The following is a 16,139-nucleotide window of genomic DNA, read 5'->3' as shown; positions in this document are numbered from 1 at the left end:
CAAAAGGAGATGAAGAGATAATGAAAATAGATGAAATTCTTTCAACGTTAACATTAGAAGAAAAAGTCTCTTTACTATTTGGAAAAGGAATGTGGGAGATCGCAGGTGTTCGCGATATTCCAGATGTGGTTATGGTAGATGGACCTCATGGTGTTCGGAAACCAATTGATATTAATACTACCGGAATATTTGAGGGGAATCATGTAGCAACAGCCTTTCCTATATTGGGAGCGCTTGCTTCGACTTGGAATGTCGATTTAGCTTATCAAGTAGGAGAAACATTAGCAAATGAATGTCATCATTATGGTGTTCATATACTTTTGGCACCTGGGGTAAATATGAAACGAACTCCATTAGGAGGCAGAAACTTTGAGTATCTGTCTGAGGATCCAATTTTAGCAGGTGAAATGGCTAGTGCTTATATTAATGGTTTACAAGACAATGGAGTAGGGACTTCACTTAAACATTATGCAGCGAATAACTCTGAATTTGAACGAATGACGATTAGTTCAGAAATTGATGAACGAACATTGCGTGAAATTTATTTAACTGCTTTTGAAATTGCAGTGAAAAAATCGAATCCTTGGCTTGTCATGACTTCGTATAATAAAGTCAATGGTTACCGCTCAGAAGAGAATCCACTTCTAATGAAGCAAATCTTACGAAAAGAATGGAACTATAACGGCGTAACGATTTCTGATTGGGGAGCCGTGACGAATCGTTTAAAAGCATTGCAAGCGACATTAGATATCGAAATGCCGGGGCCATCTCTTTCTAAACAAAAACAACTTATTACACAGATTCGTAATGGCGAAGTCGATGAAGCTGTAGTTGATGCTAGTGTGAAACGTATTCTGGAACTCGTTGTGAAAGCGATGGAAGGGAAAAAACTTGCGAAAGATGCCTATGATTTCGACCAACATCATTTCATCGCAAAACAAGTAGCAATTGAAGGAACTGTGTTATTGAAAAATGATAACGCTATCTTACCGATTCAAAAAGAACAAACAAAATCAGTTTTAGTGATTGGCAAACCGGCTATTTCTCCTCGAATTGGTGGTAAAGGAGGAAGTGCGATGGTTACGCCATATCGCTTAGACATTCCACTGGAAAAAATGAAGGAATTTGCTGGTGATGATATTACAATTCATTATGTGGATGGATATGATGATTTTGATGCAAGTCAAAACGAAATGAATCAGCAAGAAGCGGTTGCTTTAGCGAAACAAGTAGATACAGTTATTATTTTTGCGGGAATACCAGAAGAGTTAGAGGAAGCAGAGGGATTTGATAAAGAAGTGACTGAATTACCAGATTCGCAGGTTAATCTTATCTTATCTGTTGTACGAGAGCAACCTAATACGGCAGTTGTCTTATCGAATGGTTCGCCATTGATAATGACTGACTGGGTAGAGCAAGTACCTGCTTTAGTGGAAGGATGGTTTGCTGGACAAGCAGGAGGAAGTGCGATTACGGATATTTTATTTGGATTCGCTAATCCATCAGGTAAGCTATCTGAAACATTTCCTGAACATATCGCCCATAATCCAGCACACTTAACTTACCCAGGAGAAAATGGAAAAGTTCATTATCATGAAGGAATCTTCATTGGCTATCGCTATTATGATAAAAAGAATATGAAACCACTGTTCCCATTTGGACACGGGTTATCTTATACGGAGTTTACATATGAGTCGATTCAAGTAAATAAAGAAGCAATCAATGATAATGAAACAGTTGACGTATGTGTAACAATTCGTAATAGTGGAGAAATGGCCGGGATGGAAGTAGTCCAACTTTATGTCTGCGATCGTGAATCGAGTGTAATCCGTCCATTAAAAGAACTAAAGAAATTCGAGAAAATTCATTTACAACCTGGTCAAGAAAAGCAGATTACTTTTACATTAGCGAAACGTGATTTTGCATTCTATGACGTAGCCTCTCAAGGATGGCGTGTTGAAACAGGATTATTTGATATTTTCGTTGGACGTTCTGTAGCGGATATTCGTGTATCAACTACAATTCATGTGACAGCAACTGAAGTGAAGAAACCTATGTTTACACGAAAAAGCTTAACAAAAGAATGGTTGCGAGATGAGAATGGTAAAAAAATTATTATGGATTTCTTTGCTCAGCTTAGTGATGAATTGAACATGGAAGATGAATACACTTTAGCTTTCCTTAAGGAATGTCCGATTCCAACTGTTATTTCTTTATTTGGACAAAAATGGCTGGATACGAATGATGCTGATGATGCATTAGAGCAGTTGATTAATCAAGTTAATCGTGCGAATGAAACCGCTGAAGGGAGCGGTTTGTAAGTGGAAAAGCTCATTAACTGGATGAATGAAAAGTTTGCTCCGAAATTAAATAAGTTTACGGAAAATGTATGGGTTTCCTCCATTTCCGAAGCAATCATGATTATATTGCCAATGATTCTTGTTGGTTCATTATTAACCTTATTCTCAATCTTAAATGATTTTATTTCTTGGTTGCCTGATTTATCACCAATCACAACGTTTAGTTTCGGATTATTTGGCTTGTTTATCTCTTTCCTAACACCATACTATATTATGGATAAAAAAGGATATGAGAAAAATAAAATCATTGCTGGTGCAACTGGGCTATCACTATTTTTAATGCTCTTATCACCAACGATTTCAGATGATGGGAAAATTAGTTTTATTTTAGAAAGACTTGGGCCATCCGGAATGATGAATGCGCTAATCGTTGGTATGTTTGTCGGCTTAGTAATGAGCATTTTTAAACGCTTTTCTTTCTTTAAAAAAGGTAGTGAGCTTCCAGAATTTATTATAGAATGGGTTGATTCGCTCATTCCGATTACCTTGATTTTACTTGTTGGTTGGGTGTTTATTTATCAAATGCAAATTGATATGTTCAATGTGATATTAGGAATGCTTCAGCCACTTACATCAATTAGTCAAAGTTTTGCTGGATTTGTGCTTATTAATTTTGTTTTTGTTTTTCTGTATTCATTTGGGATGAGCCCATGGGTTTTAATGCCCATCTTAATGCCAATTTGGCTACAAGCGATTAATGAAAATGTTTCACTTGCTGAAAAAGGCTTAGATCCAACTAATATTAATACATTTGAAACGTTTTTCTCTGGTTGGCTTGGAGTCGGCGGTTTAGGTGCAACACTACCGCTTGTAATTTTATTACTCTTTGCGAAATCTTCTCGCTTAAAAGCGATTGGGAAGACAACGCTTGTTCCGTCCTTGTTTAATATTAACGAACCAATCGTTTATGGAGCAGTTGCTTTTAATCCAATCTTAATGATTCCTTTCTGGATCAATGCGTTAGTATCGCCAATCATTGTGTATATTGCTCTTAACAGTGGATTTGTTCCAATTCCAAGCATGCTATTTCAGCTTTGGTATACACCACTTGGTATTTCAACATACATTATTTCAGGAATAACAGGGTTAATTTTATTAGCAATCGTTTTGGTCATTATGTTCCTCGTTTGGTTCCCCTTCTTTAAAGTGTATGACAAACAAGAATGGAATAAGGAACAAGGAATTTCTTAAGTTAATAGAGAGATGAAAAGGTATATCTGATAATTTGTCCATTCACTTTTCTTTCAAACAGTATCAATCATATAATTGAAAAACATCCCATCTGCTATATTATTTTAGTAGTTAGTGGGATGTTTTTTATTTTGACGCAGATGTCCTCTAAATGAAAATATCTTAGCACTCTGTTTATCCCTCAAAAATAATACTTCCCACTTTGTAAGTCATTCAAATTGAGTTATAATCAACTTGTTTAATATTTTAATTAGTCTAAATTTTCTAAAATATTTTTATTAAACAGGGGGAAGGTGATGAATGATGCAAAAGGAGAGAGGGACCGATTACACAGTAGAGGTGACGGCTGATGTTTTGATGAATATATTAGATCATTCATCGGATGAGATTTATGTTTTAGATAAGGATACGCGTATTGTTTATGTGAATAAAGTTTGCGAAAGACATTATGGGTTAAAGCCGAGTGAAGTAATCGGACGGCTGAATGAGGAATTTGTGTTGAATAACTATTGGAAGCCGTCCATTGTTCCGATTGTTTTTAAAGAAAAGAAGCCTGTAACGATTAAGCAAACGACTTATATTGGCGGGGAGTTAATTACAACAGCTATACCTATTTTGAATAAGGAAAATGAAATTGAGCTTGTTGTGACGACAGCTCGTGAGCAAAATTATAAAACAATTATCATGGCCCCAGTAGAGCAAGAAATGGAGCATTCACATGATGACAATTTATTTGGACAAACGATCCTTACAAATAATGAAAAAATGAAAAACTTAATCAAATTTTGTGAGAAGGTTGCTTCTACGGATACGACGGTGTTGATTCAAGGGGAGTCAGGAACGGGAAAGGGGGTATTGGCGAATTATATTCATCAAATGAGCAAGCGGAGAAAAGGACCGTTTTTAACTGTCAATTGTGCGGCTATCCCGGAAGAACTTTTGGAGTCCGAGCTATTTGGATATTCTAAAGGGGCATTTACAGGAGCGAAAAGAAGCGGACAAGTGGGACTTTTTGAAACGGCTAATCATGGGACAATTTTTTTAGATGAAATTGGCGAAATTTCTCTGAAAGTTCAAGCAAAGATTTTACAAGTGATTCAAGAGCGACAATTTATTCCTGTCGGAGGAAGAAATCTAAAAAAAGTAGATGTTCGTATTATTGCCGCGACGAATCAAAATTTGTATGAAATGGTGCAACAGAAACAGTTTAGAGAGGATTTATACTACCGGCTTAATGTTATTGATATAAAGTTACCACCATTAAGGGAACGAATGGAAGATGCGATTTCTTTAACATATTATTTTTTAAATAAATTTAATAAAAAATATCAAGTGAATCGCATTGTTTCGCAAGATGTGCTCGATATGATTAGTAGATATTTGTGGCCTGGAAATGTGCGACAGCTTGAAAATGTAATCGAACGATTAGTGGTGACAAGCGACTCTGTTATTCAATCATCTGATTTACCGGAAATGATTCTTCAGGCTGCTGAGACGAAACAGTTTTATTCGCGCCCAACTGCATTAGATGCGGCAATAAGGGAATTGGAAGAGCAAATGGTAGTCAACTCGTATAAGAAGTTTGGAAGTACAAGGAAGGTAGCTGCTGATTTATCAATCAGTCAGACGAGAGCTTCTAAATTAATACGCAAATATTGTAAAGATGCGATGTAGGTGCTAAAGAGGCAATGCTTTCAAGCATTGCCTCTTTTCGTTTTACTAGTAAAGTGAATCGAAAATAACTCGTGTGAGTTTCATTCACTTCGTTTTTTATAAGAAGAATTTGAAAGAATAGCAGAATGATAGGTTGAATAATGAAATGAAACTTGGCATGTATTTTGCATTAAAAAAGATACATATTCGCAAAAAACAAAAATGAAAGGGGTTTCAATTATGGCGTTCAATAAAGTGCAAAACGCTACTACCCGAACATTTGAAAGAGTGCTTCCGTATGATTTGTATACAAATCCAGAAGTTGTAAGAGAAGAAAAAGATAAGATTTTTTCGACATCATGGCAACTTGTTGGTCATGTGAGTCAGGTGGAAAATGCAGGTAGTTTCTTCACGACAGAAGTAGCGGGGGAACCCATTCTTGTCATTCGAGGTAAGGATGAGATTGTGCGAGCATTTTATAATGTTTGTCCGCACCGGGCAACGAAGTTAGAAAAAAATGAGGCAGGGCAGAAGAAAATTTTACAATGTGGGTATCATGGCTGGAGTTTTCATTTAGACGGTAAATTGAATCGGGCTCCTAATTTTAAAGGGGATGATCAGGCTTGTGTCGCGAGTGCTTGTTTACGTTCGGTACGAATGGAAATTGCAGAATCATTAATTTTTGTAAACTTAGATGATAACGCTGCCCCTCTTATGGAATCGTATGGTGACTTTTTTGAGAAATTAAGTAAATTTTCGTTTCTTAGTGAATTGAAGAAAACGCATGATAAAAAACGAGTCATTAAGGCAAATTGGAAGGCTTTTATTGATAATTATTTGGAATGCGATCACTGCCATACTGCACATCCGAGTTTTGTGGCGACATTGGATATGAAGGATTATCAAATTATTACGTGTGAGAATTATTCTGTTCAAGGTTCGGTGGTAAAGCCGAACAAAAATTACGGGTCTGTGAATTTAAATGAGGCGGAAATGCAAGGAGGCAGCTTCTATTGGTTATGGCCCAATCTTATGATTACAATTTATCCTGGTCCTGGCAATATGGCGACGATTCAAATGATTCCGATTGATCATGAGACGACATTAGGCGTGTATACGTACTATTTTAGAGATGAAAATTTAACACAAGAGGAAAAGGATTTAGTTGCTTTTGCAGAACAAGTGAGAAATGAAGATGTCGAGCTTGTCGAGCTGGAGCAAGTTGGCTTTCGTTCTCGTGCATTTCAAAAAGGAATTTACTCTTCATCTGAACAAGCCGTTGTGCAGTTTCATGAAATGGTGCTAGAGGCTTTAGAAAAATAATGTTTAATGGTTGGGGGAGAAGGAGAATTGAAAAAGCATTTGTTCATTAACGGAAAACAAATGGAGACAAAGGAGTATGCTCCACTTTACTCACCGTATACAAGGGAGAAGATTGCAGAAGTTGCGGTGGCAAGTCGGGAGCAGGTGAAGCAAGCTATTACGGTAGCTGATGAAGCAAAGTCTGTCATAGCAAATATGCCGGCATATCAACGAGCTGAGATTTTAGAAAATGTTGTTAACTTATTGAAGGAACAAGTAAATCAAGCAGCTGAAATGATTGCGCAAGAAGCGGCGAAACCAATTGTCTTTGCGAAAGCGGAAGTAGTACGTACCATTGAGACATATAAGTTTGCGGCTGAAGAGGCGAAAAGAATTCATGGGGAAACCATTCCGTTTGATGCGGCATCTGGAGGGGGCGGTAGATTCGGGTATACGGTTCGAAAACCGATTGGTGTGATTGGAGCGATTACCCCGTTTAATTTTCCTATGAATTTAGTTGCTCATAAGGTAGGGCCCGCTATTGCGGCAGGTAATACGATTGTGTTGAAACCAGCTTCTCAAACCCCTTTGTCCGCTTTATTTATTGCTGAGTTGTTCCAACAAGCGGGATTGCCAGATGGTGTATTCAATGTTGTGACAGGGGCGGGAAGAACGGTAGGAGACGCAATTGTAGAGGATGACAGGGTCAGTATGGTTACTTTTACTGGAAGTCCTAGTGTAGGAATTGGAATTCGCAATAAAGCTGGATTGAAACGCACAACATTGGAGCTTGGTTCCAATGCGGCCGTTATTATTGACCGGGGTGTAAATATTGATAGTATCATAGAGCGCTGCGTTATGGGGGCATTCTCTAATCAAGGGCAAGTATGTATTTCACTGCAAAGAGCATATGTTCATGAAGAAGTATACGAAGAGTTTGTTACAAAGTTTGTAGAAGCAACGAAAAGACTAAAGCTAGGCGATCCGCTTGATTCAGAAACAGATATTTCTGCTTTGATTTCACCAGAAGATACGGATCGTTCTCTAAGCTGGATTGAAGAAGGAAAACAAAAAAATGCTAAGGTTGCGATAGGTGGAAATATGCAAGGAACAGTACTTGAGCCAACGGTTATGTTGGATGTTGCACCGGAATTAAAGGTGTCTTGTCAGGAAGTATTTGCTCCTATTGTGTTAGTAAATAAGGTAGCATCTGTAGATGAGGCTATTTCTTATGTGAATGATTCGCGTTATGGGCTCCAGGCAGGAATTTATACAGAAAACGTAACACATGCATTGAAAGCAGCGGAAGCATTGCACGTGGGGGCAGTTATGATTAACGATGTTCCAACATTCCGCGTTGATCATATGCCTTACGGTGGTGTGAAAGAAAGTGGTACAGGAAGAGAAGGAATAAAGTATGCCGTTGAAGAAATGACAGAATTGAAATTAATTGTTTGGAATCAAAACGAATGCGGTAGTTAATTTAAGGGGAAGAAGGGTTTTTCATGAAAACATTGAAAGTAGCTGTTATTGCTGGAGACGGAATTGGTCCTGAGGTAATGGATGAAGGTGTGAAAGTACTGCAAACAATTGCAAATGTAAGTCAGCAATTTAAGTTTGAATTTACGTATTTTCCATGGGGGTGCGAATTTTATTCCAAGCATGGAAAAATGATGGATGATGATGGGATTGAACAACTTAAGGCATTTGATGCGATTTATTTAGGTGCTGTAGGATTTCCTGGAGTACCTGATTATATCTCGCTTTGGGATTTGCTTTTGAGAATTCGTCAAAGTTTCGATCAATATGTAAATATACGTCCTGTCACTTTATTAAAAGGTGCTCCTTGCCCGTTAAAAGATGTAAAGCGTGAAGATATTGATATGCTCTTTATTCGGGAAAATAGTGAAGGAGAGTATGCGGGTGCCGGCGATTGGTTATATAAAGGGAAAGAACATGAGGTCGTTTTACAAAATAGTGTGTTTTCTCGTAAAGGAACGGAGCGCATTATTCGTTATGCATTTGAAATAGCTCGAAAGGAAAGGAAATCTTTAACGAGCATTAGTAAAGGAAATGCCCTGAATTATTCAATGGTTTTTTGGGATCAAATCTTTGAAGAGATTAGTAAAGAATATCCGGATGTGAAAACAGCTTCTTATTTAGTAGATGCAGCTGCAATGTTGATGATTAAAGAGCCGCACCGGTTTGAAGTTGTTGTGACATCGAACTTATTTGGTGATATTTTAACGGACTTAGGGGCGGCTCTTGCCGGTGGTTTAGGCTTGGCAGCAGGAGCGAATATTAATCCTGAAAGACAGTATCCATCGATGTTTGAGCCAATTCATGGTTCGGCGCCCGATATTGCAGGGCAACAAATCGCCAATCCTTTAGCGGCAATATGGTCAGCAAGCCAAATGCTCGATTTTTTCGGATATGAATCTTACGGAAAATTAGTATTAGATGCATTGGAACAGACTTTGGTAGAAGGGAAAGTTTTGACACCAGATATGGGGGGAACTGCTTCTACATCAGATGTTGGAAAACGTATAGTGGAGATTTTAACATCTCTTATTCTTACCCAAACGCATGAAAGAGTGTAAGTAGAGAGGAATGCTTCCATACTCGGCAGGGGATATGAAAAATTTCTTGCCGAGTTTATGTCATTCTTTTTATAGAAAGACAATGAATCTATTGAATGTATTTTTAAAAGCGCTTTCAAAGGAGTGTTCGTAAATCACGTTGTATTTTATCCTGCCATTTATAACACATAATGTTTGAAATAGATAAGAAAAACTGCTTGTAATCGCCAACTATTAATGGGGGCGGACGGATGGAAGGTTCACTTTATTATTTATCCCGCTATTTTAGGGCAGTAAGACTCCCGCCTCAAGATTCAGAGAGAAGTAAGGAAGATAGGGGGGAGTAGGGCTGCCCGTAACCGTAACAGCCCGATTGGTGAGGGCTCATAATCAGTGGGGATGAAGAACCCCCCAATGATTAAAGTTTCACTTTATTTTTTCATGAAATTCACAGTATGAAGAGAATAAATAACTAGAAAGAGTCTTGTCCATTTTGAAGAGGAGGAGCTTTTCATGAAGAAAGTGTTCGTTTGGATATTAGGATTGCTTCCTGTTATTGGTTCATTCACTGTTGTAAACAGAGTGAAGCCATATGTATTTGGTTTACCTTTCATTGTATTTTGGGCGGCTGCCTGGCTAGTTTTAACTTCTGTCTGTTTATATGTGATGAGCATTATTCAAGATCGGCAGGAGGGGGGGAAGCTTGATGAATAGTGCTATATTTATATTGATAGGCACTTTTTTACTTACCTTTTATTTAGGAATGCATGCTCGTAAAGGGCGAGAAATGCAGCTGGAACAATGGGCGGTAGGAAATCGGAATTTTGGTTCTGTTATTATGTTTGTGTTAATGGCTGGCGAAATTTTTACGACGTATGTATTTCTTGGTGGAAGCGGTGGGGCTTATCGAATGGGAGGGCCGATTATTTATATTTTTAACGCATTTTGTTATATTGTCCCATTTTGGATTCTTCCCCCCATTTGGCGCTATGCAAAGAAACATACACTTCTTACGCAGTCTGACTTTTTTGCGAAAAAATATAATAGCAAACCTCTAGGTTTATTAGTAGCGGTCGTTGGGATTGTTTCCATGATTCCTTATATCGTTTTACAGTTAAAGGGGCTTAAGATTATTGTATCGGAAGCTTCATATGGTATGGTTTCCCCTAATTTAGCCGTTTGGATTGGCATGATTGCCGTCACTATATTCGTTTCACTGTCCGGTATACACGGTTCAGCATCCACAGCCATCTTAAAAGATATTCTCCTGCTTATTGTCATTTTATTTTTAGGTATTTATTTACCTTATCATTATTACGGCGGTATTAAGCCAATGTTTGAAACATTAGATGCAACTAAACCGGAGTTCTTACTGATTCCGAAAGAAGGGTACAGTATATCGTGGTATATTTCTACTTGTATTACAATCGGGTTAGGACAATATATGTGGCCACAATGTTTCGGGGCTAGTTTATCATCAAAGGATGAGCGGACATTGCGAAAAAATGCTGCTATTTTACCGCTGTACCAAATTATATTAGTGTTCATCTTATTTATTGGCTTCACAGCCCTGTTACAAATTCCAAACTTACAAGGGGCAGATACCGATTTGGCGTTATTTAAAATTGCAAAAGCAACCTTTGATCCGTGGGTAGTCGGAGTAATCGGAGCGGCAGGTATTTTAACAGCACTTGTTCCATGCTCTATGTTATTACTGACAGCATCAACCATTTTGTCAAAGAATATTTATAGGACAATGAGACCAAATACAACGGATGCACAAATTGGACGATTAACTCGTATATTTGTTCCGATTGTTGCACTAATCGCTGTATTTTTTACGTTTTATGGTGGAAGCAGCATTATTGCATTGTTGATCATGGCTTATAGCTTTGTATTACAATTATTTCCACCTCTGTTTTGTAGCTTATGGAAAAGGAATCCGATTAATAGAGTAGGTGCTTTTGCAGGGATTATAGCTGGCGTCATTGTCGTTGCATATATCACTATAAAACAAGCGACGATGGGAACATTCTTTCCGCAAGCTCCGCAGTTTATAAAAGACATTGATGTCGGCATAGCGGCTCTTGTAGTGAACATAGTAATCATGTTTGTTGTCAGCGTTGTTACAAATAAAGGAAAGGAAAAACTAGAGCCTGAGATTACGTTGCAAAAAACAGTATAGATTCTTAAAGAAGAAACCCGGCTGAAAGAAACGATATGTTTTCAGTTGGGTTAGATTTTTTTATGAGAGTACATGATTAAGAACATAAAAAATGAAACCTCTCTGTAAGTGTCGAATATTCCCCGCTTTCTATTTGAAAATAATCTCCCAATACTAATCTTTAATGCGAATGAAAATTAAGATATGTTCATTTTTTGAATTTTCACTACAAACATAGAAGTGTTAAGAAAAAATAAAGGGATTAAGGGGAAAGGTGGAAATGCAGCATGAAGATTAAACAGTTTATGAGTGTTTGTTTTGCCGCTAGTTTTACAGTAGGTTTTGTAAGTGGTAGCGCGACGGAAGTAAAAGAGAATAAGGTATACGAAGTTGGGGATACAGGAAAAACACAAAATGTTGAGCTGAAATTGGAAAGTGCGGAATTGGTCTTACCAGAACAATTTACGAAGTAAACAAATGATAGAATCTTTAACAATCAAATCGATGAGCAAGGGCTGTTAAATTACTTTAAAGCTTTAAAAACAGCATTCCAAAAACATGTGAAATTTGGAACGAAGGTAATATCCAAAAATGGAGATAAAGCGCCAGTTGAATGAAAAGTAAAACCAATTATATTGAACGATTTGAGATCTAAAGTTCAAAGTGATGAGAAATATCATTGAATGAAAACGGATTCTTACAATGTGGCGGTTCTCTTATTAAGGGGAAGCAGTAGAAAGAAATGTAGTCTCTTATATCAAGCTTTACAAAGTAGAGGTCTGTGAAATTCATTATTATTCCGAAACTACAAACATTTTAGAATTTGTTCAATATTGAACGATTTGTTTGCAAAATCTTGTGCTATGATTAACCTGTAATTGAAATGTAGCCCTTACATTTGGGACAAGTATTGGTTATAGCGGTGTAGATAAAAGTTGTTAGATGGACGCATTGAAATTCTAAAATATGAAAGGAAGATCGCATATGAAAGCAGTAGTGGTTAATAAAAACAGCAAAGCAAACATTGAAGTTATCGAAAAAGAATTACGTCCGTTACGCGCAGGCGAAGCGTTGGTAGATGTAGAATATTGCGGAGTTTGTCATACTGACTTACACGTTGCAAATCATGACTTTGGTAACACAGATGGTCGTATTCTTGGACACGAGGGCATAGGAATTGTAACGAAAATTGCAGATGATGTTACTTCGCTTCAGGTTGGTGACCGTGTAAGTATCGCATGGATGTTCCAATCTTGTGGTCGTTGTGAATATTGCGTAACTGGTAGAGAAACATTTTGTCGTGAAGTTAAGAATGCGGGTTATACAGTAGATGGCGGTATGGCTGAACAATGTATCGTTACTGCTGATTATGCGGTAAAAGTACCAGAAGGATTAGATCCTGCTCAAGCATCATCTATCACATGTGCCGGTGTAACTACATATAAAGCGATTAAAGTATCCGATATTAAACCTGGCCAATCTATCGTAATCTACGGTTGTGGTGGATTAGGTAACCTTGCTGTCCAATATGCGAAACATGTATTTGGTGCAAAGGTTATTGCAGTAGATATCAATGACGACAAATTAGCATTGGCTAAAAAGGTTGGTGCTGATATGACAATCAATCCAACTACTCAAGGACTTGCTGATAAGATAATTCAAGAGGCATTTGGTGGTGCTTATGCTGCTGTAGTAACAGCAGTTTCTAAAGTGGCCTTCAACTCAGCAGTTGATGCAGTCCGTGCTTGCGGTAAAGTCGTTGCGGTAGGTTTACCAGTAGAAACTATGGATTTAAGCATTCCACGACTTGTGTTAGATGGAATTGAAGTAGTAGGTTCTTTAGTTGGTACTCGTAAGGACTTAGAAGAAGCATTTATGTTCGGTGCAGAAGGCAAAGTAGTGCCGGTTGTTCAAACTTGTTCATTAGATGAAGTACAAGATGTATTCGAAGAAATGGAGCAAGGTAAGATTCAAGGTCGTATGGTAATCGATTTTAAACAGCATAAGTAATTGCTAGTGTAAACAAATTTATTTTGTTTTCACGATTGTTGGTGCGGTTCTCTTAGTAAATATGAAAATGGGATCAGTCCAGTATGAAATGAAGTCACTAAAAACTCCATTTGATTTCACTTGGCTAGATATTCGCCGATTCAATCGACGAATATCTAGCCCCTTTATTTTATAATAGAGAGAGTAAATAAATGAGCAATCTAATTACAACATACGTTATATTCTTTGGATAAATCACTACACTGAATATAAGAGATCACATCTTTTTCTCTTATTTTCTCCGAATACCAATCGTTCTTCCAGCTTGTTTCGGTGGTTGTAAACTTTTATGCGATTCGCCAAGTTTTTCAATACGTGTGTAAATCTCAGGCGGGAAAGGGGCAGGGCGGCCTTTGTTCATATCTATCCCCATCAACATTTGTTCACTCGTTGCAAGTGGCTCTCCTTGTTCGTTTTCCATTGTGAAAAAGATATGCAATCGTTTTGTGTCATAATCTAACAGCTGGATTTTGACTTGTAGGGCTTGTCCTTCATATGCTTCAGCTAGATAGCAAAGGTGTGTTTCTAATGTGTAAATGGAATATTGATGTTTATCACGAAAATCAGCATGGATTCCTAATTCGATCATAAATTGATCTACAGCCATACTGAAGACGACGGCATAGGCCGCATCTGTCATATGCCCATTATAGTCGATCCAATCTTTTTGGACGTTTTCTTTTAAGAGTGGGTTTTCAATTTGAGGCAATTGATTTTCTCCTTTCCTGTTAGAGCTTTCCGCTTAAGTTTGCTCCTGGCCAATATTTCTCAAGTAATTGGATCAGTTCGATTAAGAATTCATCACGACGTTGTTCTAGTTCTGTTATGGAATGTCCAGTCGTTTGTGCTTCACATCCTGCAATGACTTGATTGGTCAGGTCGGTAGTTAGTTTTGGTGCGACTAATTTCGTCCATGGCAGTTGTAAGGCTGGACCAAATTGTTTCAGCATATGTCTCATTCCTTGTTCACCACCTGCAAGATGAAGGGTTAGAAACGGTCCCATAAGTGCCCAGCGCAATCCTGGGCCATAGATAATCGCGGCGTCCACTTCTTCTGTTGTGGCAACACCATCATTGATAAGATGTAGTGCTTCGCGCCATATTGCTTCCATAAGACGGTCAGCCACATGACCTTCCACTTCTGTTGAAATGACAAGTGGCTTCATATTAATAGATTGATAAAATTGCTCTGCAACTTTTATCGTTTCAGGAGAAGTATTTTTTCCGCCAACTAATTCTACGAGTGGAATTAAATAAACGGGATTGAATGGATGTGCAACAATGACGCGCTCAGGTCGTTGGCAATCTTCCTGTAACGTACTTGGTTTTAGTCCGGAAGTACTTGAGGCAATAATTGCTTCCGGTTTAGCGAAACGGTCAATTTCAGCTAAAACATTTCTTTTTAACGCTTCTCGCTCAGGGACATTTTCTTGAATTAAATCAGCATCTGCTACGGCTTTTGCCAAATCTGGTTCGAACGTGAGTCTATCTTTAGAAGCTCCTTTTGCTAATCCTTGTTTTTCAAGCACAGGCCAAGCATTCTTTATACTCTGTCTTATACGTATTTCTGCATGTTCTGCTACGTCAGTTGCAACGACATCATAGCCTTGTGATAGAAAACGAGAAATCCATCCATTTCCAATAACACCTGTCCCAACAACGGTTACTTTTTTAATCATATTTGAGCTCAAATTATTCCGCCTTTCCATAAGGATTTCTTAATCCTAGATGTTTCCGTGCTTCTTCTGGTGTCATTGGTGTAGCACCTAATCCGCTCATGGTCGTGACAACGCGGTCTACTAACTGTGCATTTGTTGCAAACACACCTTTATCTAAATAAAGGTTATCCTCCAGTCCTACGCGAACATTTCCGCCTAGAAGGATGGATTGAATCGCCATTGGCATTTGCATCCGTCCAATTCCAAATGCTGACCAGTGAGCATTTTCAGGAAGTTTATCGCGCATATACAGCATTGTTTCTGTATCCGCTTCTGCTCCCCATGGGATTCCGAGGCAAAATTGGAACATCGGATCACCATCGATAAGACCTTCCTCCATTAACTGTTTCGCAAAGCGAACATGACCGGTATCAAAGCACTCTAGTTCAGGCTTCACACCGCTTTTCTGAATGAGGAGCGCTTGCTTGCGTAGCCAATCTGTTGGACTGACGTAAAGTTGGTCGCCAAAATTTAGACTTCCGCAATCTAATGTACAGATTTCAGGTAATAGAGCTTCTACAGGCTCATGACGCTCTTCCGGTGTTTGCATGTCCGTTCCAGGACCGCCCATTGTCGGATCCTCTTGGCTTGGAATCCAATCGCCGCCTCCGCCAGCTGTAATATTTAAAATAACATCTGTATCGGATTCTCGAATTCTTTCCACTACTTCTCTAAATAAAGTAAGATCATGACTCAGCGCTCCCGTTTTTGGATTACGTACATGGATATGGGCGATTGTGGCACCGGCCTTCGCAGCTTCAATGGATGCTTGTGCGATTTCTTTTGGGGTAACTGGTACGTGTGAGCTTTTTTTCGTCGTTTCTCCAGCTCCTGTTACTGCACATGTTACGATTACATTTTGATTCATGTTATCTCCTCCTTTTTTCATCCTGTACGAACGGGCACTTATAAATTGAGAGAAGCGAAAGTGCCTAATCCGTTCAATGAACCATGAGTGAGAATACCGATGGTTCATTCATTTTTTGAATCCCTTTCATTTTAAAACTAATAATTCAAAATAGAAAGACATTTCTTGTAATAACGATATCTTAAGCGGATATTATTTTTCAAACAATTCAACTTAAGTTTTATTCTGTAAAAGAATGAAGGGAACGACAAAAAT

14 protein-coding genes are annotated in these 16,139 nt (G+C 38.2%); 11 read left to right on the top strand and 3 right to left on the bottom strand.

Going from position 1 to position 16,139, the window contains the following annotated elements; genetic code table 11:
- The first annotated feature begins 20 nt into the window (after positions 1-20).
- From MR056_RS06135 to adhP, 11 genes are all read left to right on the top strand, one after another.
- Entirely contained in the window at positions 21-2,321 is a 2,301-nt protein-coding gene (locus MR056_RS06135; RefSeq protein ID WP_048722140.1) for a beta-glucosidase family protein, read from the top strand.
- Entirely contained in the window at positions 2,322-3,551 is a 1,230-nt protein-coding gene (locus MR056_RS06130) for a PTS sugar transporter subunit IIC (RefSeq protein ID WP_048722143.1), read from the top strand.
- Positions 3,552-3,851: 300 nt separating this feature from the next.
- The gene (locus tag MR056_RS06125) at positions 3,852-5,225 is read left to right on the top strand and encodes a sigma-54 interaction domain-containing protein (protein ID WP_011983856.1); all 1,374 of its coding nucleotides are present in this window, start codon (positions 3,852-3,854) and stop codon (positions 5,223-5,225) included.
- 219 nt (positions 5,226-5,444) lie between these two features.
- On the top strand, positions 5,445-6,527 hold the full coding sequence (locus tag MR056_RS06120; RefSeq protein ID WP_048722144.1) for an aromatic ring-hydroxylating oxygenase subunit alpha: 1,083 nt from the start codon (positions 5,445-5,447) through the stop codon (positions 6,525-6,527).
- Positions 6,528-6,533: 6 nt separating this feature from the next.
- Complete coding sequence (locus MR056_RS06115) at positions 6,534-7,988, top strand: aldehyde dehydrogenase family protein (RefSeq protein WP_087097932.1); 1,455 nt, start codon at positions 6,534-6,536, stop codon at positions 7,986-7,988.
- A 23-nt stretch (positions 7,989-8,011) separates the two neighbouring features.
- The gene (locus MR056_RS06110) at positions 8,012-9,106 is read left to right on the top strand and encodes a tartrate dehydrogenase (RefSeq protein WP_011983859.1); all 1,095 of its coding nucleotides are present in this window, start codon (positions 8,012-8,014) and stop codon (positions 9,104-9,106) included.
- Between the two features lie 492 nt (positions 9,107-9,598).
- A complete protein-coding gene (locus MR056_RS06105) occupies positions 9,599-9,799 on the top strand; it encodes a DUF3311 domain-containing protein (RefSeq protein ID WP_048722151.1) in 201 nt (66 codons plus the stop codon).
- Positions 9,792-11,270 carry a sodium:solute symporter family protein gene (locus tag MR056_RS06100; protein ID WP_011983861.1) on the top strand — a complete coding sequence of 493 codons (1,479 nt, stop codon included), beginning with the start codon at positions 9,792-9,794 and terminating at the stop codon, positions 11,268-11,270. The genes MR056_RS06105 and MR056_RS06100 overlap by 8 nt, the downstream gene beginning before the upstream one ends.
- Positions 11,271-11,536: 266 nt before the next feature.
- On the top strand, positions 11,537-11,722 hold the full coding sequence (locus tag MR056_RS06095; RefSeq protein ID WP_048722153.1) for a hypothetical protein: 186 nt from the start codon (positions 11,537-11,539) through the stop codon (positions 11,720-11,722).
- 12 nt (positions 11,723-11,734) lie between these two features.
- A complete protein-coding gene (locus MR056_RS06090; protein WP_306298500.1) occupies positions 11,735-11,866 on the top strand; it encodes a DUF5105 domain-containing protein in 132 nt (43 codons plus the stop codon).
- A gap of 367 nt (positions 11,867-12,233) precedes the next feature.
- Positions 12,234-13,259: an alcohol dehydrogenase AdhP gene (gene adhP, locus MR056_RS06085; RefSeq protein WP_011983862.1), complete on the top strand. Its 1,026-nt coding sequence runs from the start codon at positions 12,234-12,236 to the stop codon at positions 13,257-13,259.
- A gap of 271 nt (positions 13,260-13,530) precedes the next feature.
- Here the strand turns inward: adhP and MR056_RS06080 are convergent, their stop codons facing one another.
- Genes MR056_RS06080 through MR056_RS06070 form a run of 3 tightly spaced genes read right to left on the bottom strand, consistent with a single transcriptional unit; the run spans position 13,531 to position 15,884 of the window.
- Entirely contained in the window at positions 13,531-14,007 is a 477-nt protein-coding gene (locus tag MR056_RS06080; RefSeq protein ID WP_011983863.1) for a thioesterase family protein, read from the bottom strand.
- A gap of 19 nt (positions 14,008-14,026) precedes the next feature.
- The gene (locus MR056_RS06075; protein ID WP_087094579.1) at positions 14,027-15,007 is read right to left on the bottom strand and encodes an L-carnitine dehydrogenase; all 981 of its coding nucleotides are present in this window, start codon (positions 15,005-15,007) and stop codon (positions 14,027-14,029) included.
- Positions 14,991-15,884 carry a beta-keto acid cleavage family enzyme gene (locus MR056_RS06070; RefSeq protein WP_011983865.1) on the bottom strand — a complete coding sequence of 298 codons (894 nt, stop codon included), beginning with the start codon at positions 15,882-15,884 and terminating at the stop codon, positions 14,991-14,993. Before MR056_RS06070 ends, MR056_RS06075 begins: the two co-directional genes overlap by 17 nt.
- Positions 15,885-16,139: the final 255 nt, after the last annotated feature.

The sequence above is a fragment of the Bacillus cereus group sp. BfR-BA-01360 genome, assembly GCF_022663595.1.
In the GTDB taxonomy this organism is placed as follows: domain Bacteria; phylum Bacillota; class Bacilli; order Bacillales; family Bacillaceae_G; genus Bacillus_A; species Bacillus_A cytotoxicus.
Note: the sequence above shows the minus strand (reverse complement) of the source record. Positions and strands in the feature narration are given on the sequence as shown.

Coding starts and splice junctions, on each gene's coding strand:
- MR056_RS06070 (WP_011983865.1), bottom strand. CDS start 15,884: ATGAATCAAAATGTAATCGTAACATGTGCAGTAACAGGAGCTGGAGAA.
- MR056_RS06120 (WP_048722144.1), top strand. CDS start 5,445: ATGGCGTTCAATAAAGTGCAAAACGCTACTACCCGAACATTTGAAAGA.
- MR056_RS06095 (WP_048722153.1), top strand. CDS start 11,537: ATGAAGATTAAACAGTTTATGAGTGTTTGTTTTGCCGCTAGTTTTACA.
- MR056_RS06115 (WP_087097932.1), top strand. CDS start 6,534: ATGGTTGGGGGAGAAGGAGAATTGAAAAAGCATTTGTTCATTAACGGA.
- adhP (WP_011983862.1), top strand. CDS start 12,234: ATGAAAGCAGTAGTGGTTAATAAAAACAGCAAAGCAAACATTGAAGTT.
- MR056_RS06110 (WP_011983859.1), top strand. CDS start 8,012: ATGAAAACATTGAAAGTAGCTGTTATTGCTGGAGACGGAATTGGTCCT.
- MR056_RS06105 (WP_048722151.1), top strand. CDS start 9,599: ATGAAGAAAGTGTTCGTTTGGATATTAGGATTGCTTCCTGTTATTGGT.
- MR056_RS06125 (WP_011983856.1), top strand. CDS start 3,852: ATGATGCAAAAGGAGAGAGGGACCGATTACACAGTAGAGGTGACGGCT.
- MR056_RS06100 (WP_011983861.1), top strand. CDS start 9,792: ATGAATAGTGCTATATTTATATTGATAGGCACTTTTTTACTTACCTTT.
- MR056_RS06135 (WP_048722140.1), top strand. CDS start 21: ATGAAAATAGATGAAATTCTTTCAACGTTAACATTAGAAGAAAAAGTC.
- MR056_RS06075 (WP_087094579.1), bottom strand. CDS start 15,007: ATGGAAAGGCGGAATAATTTGAGCTCAAATATGATTAAAAAAGTAACC.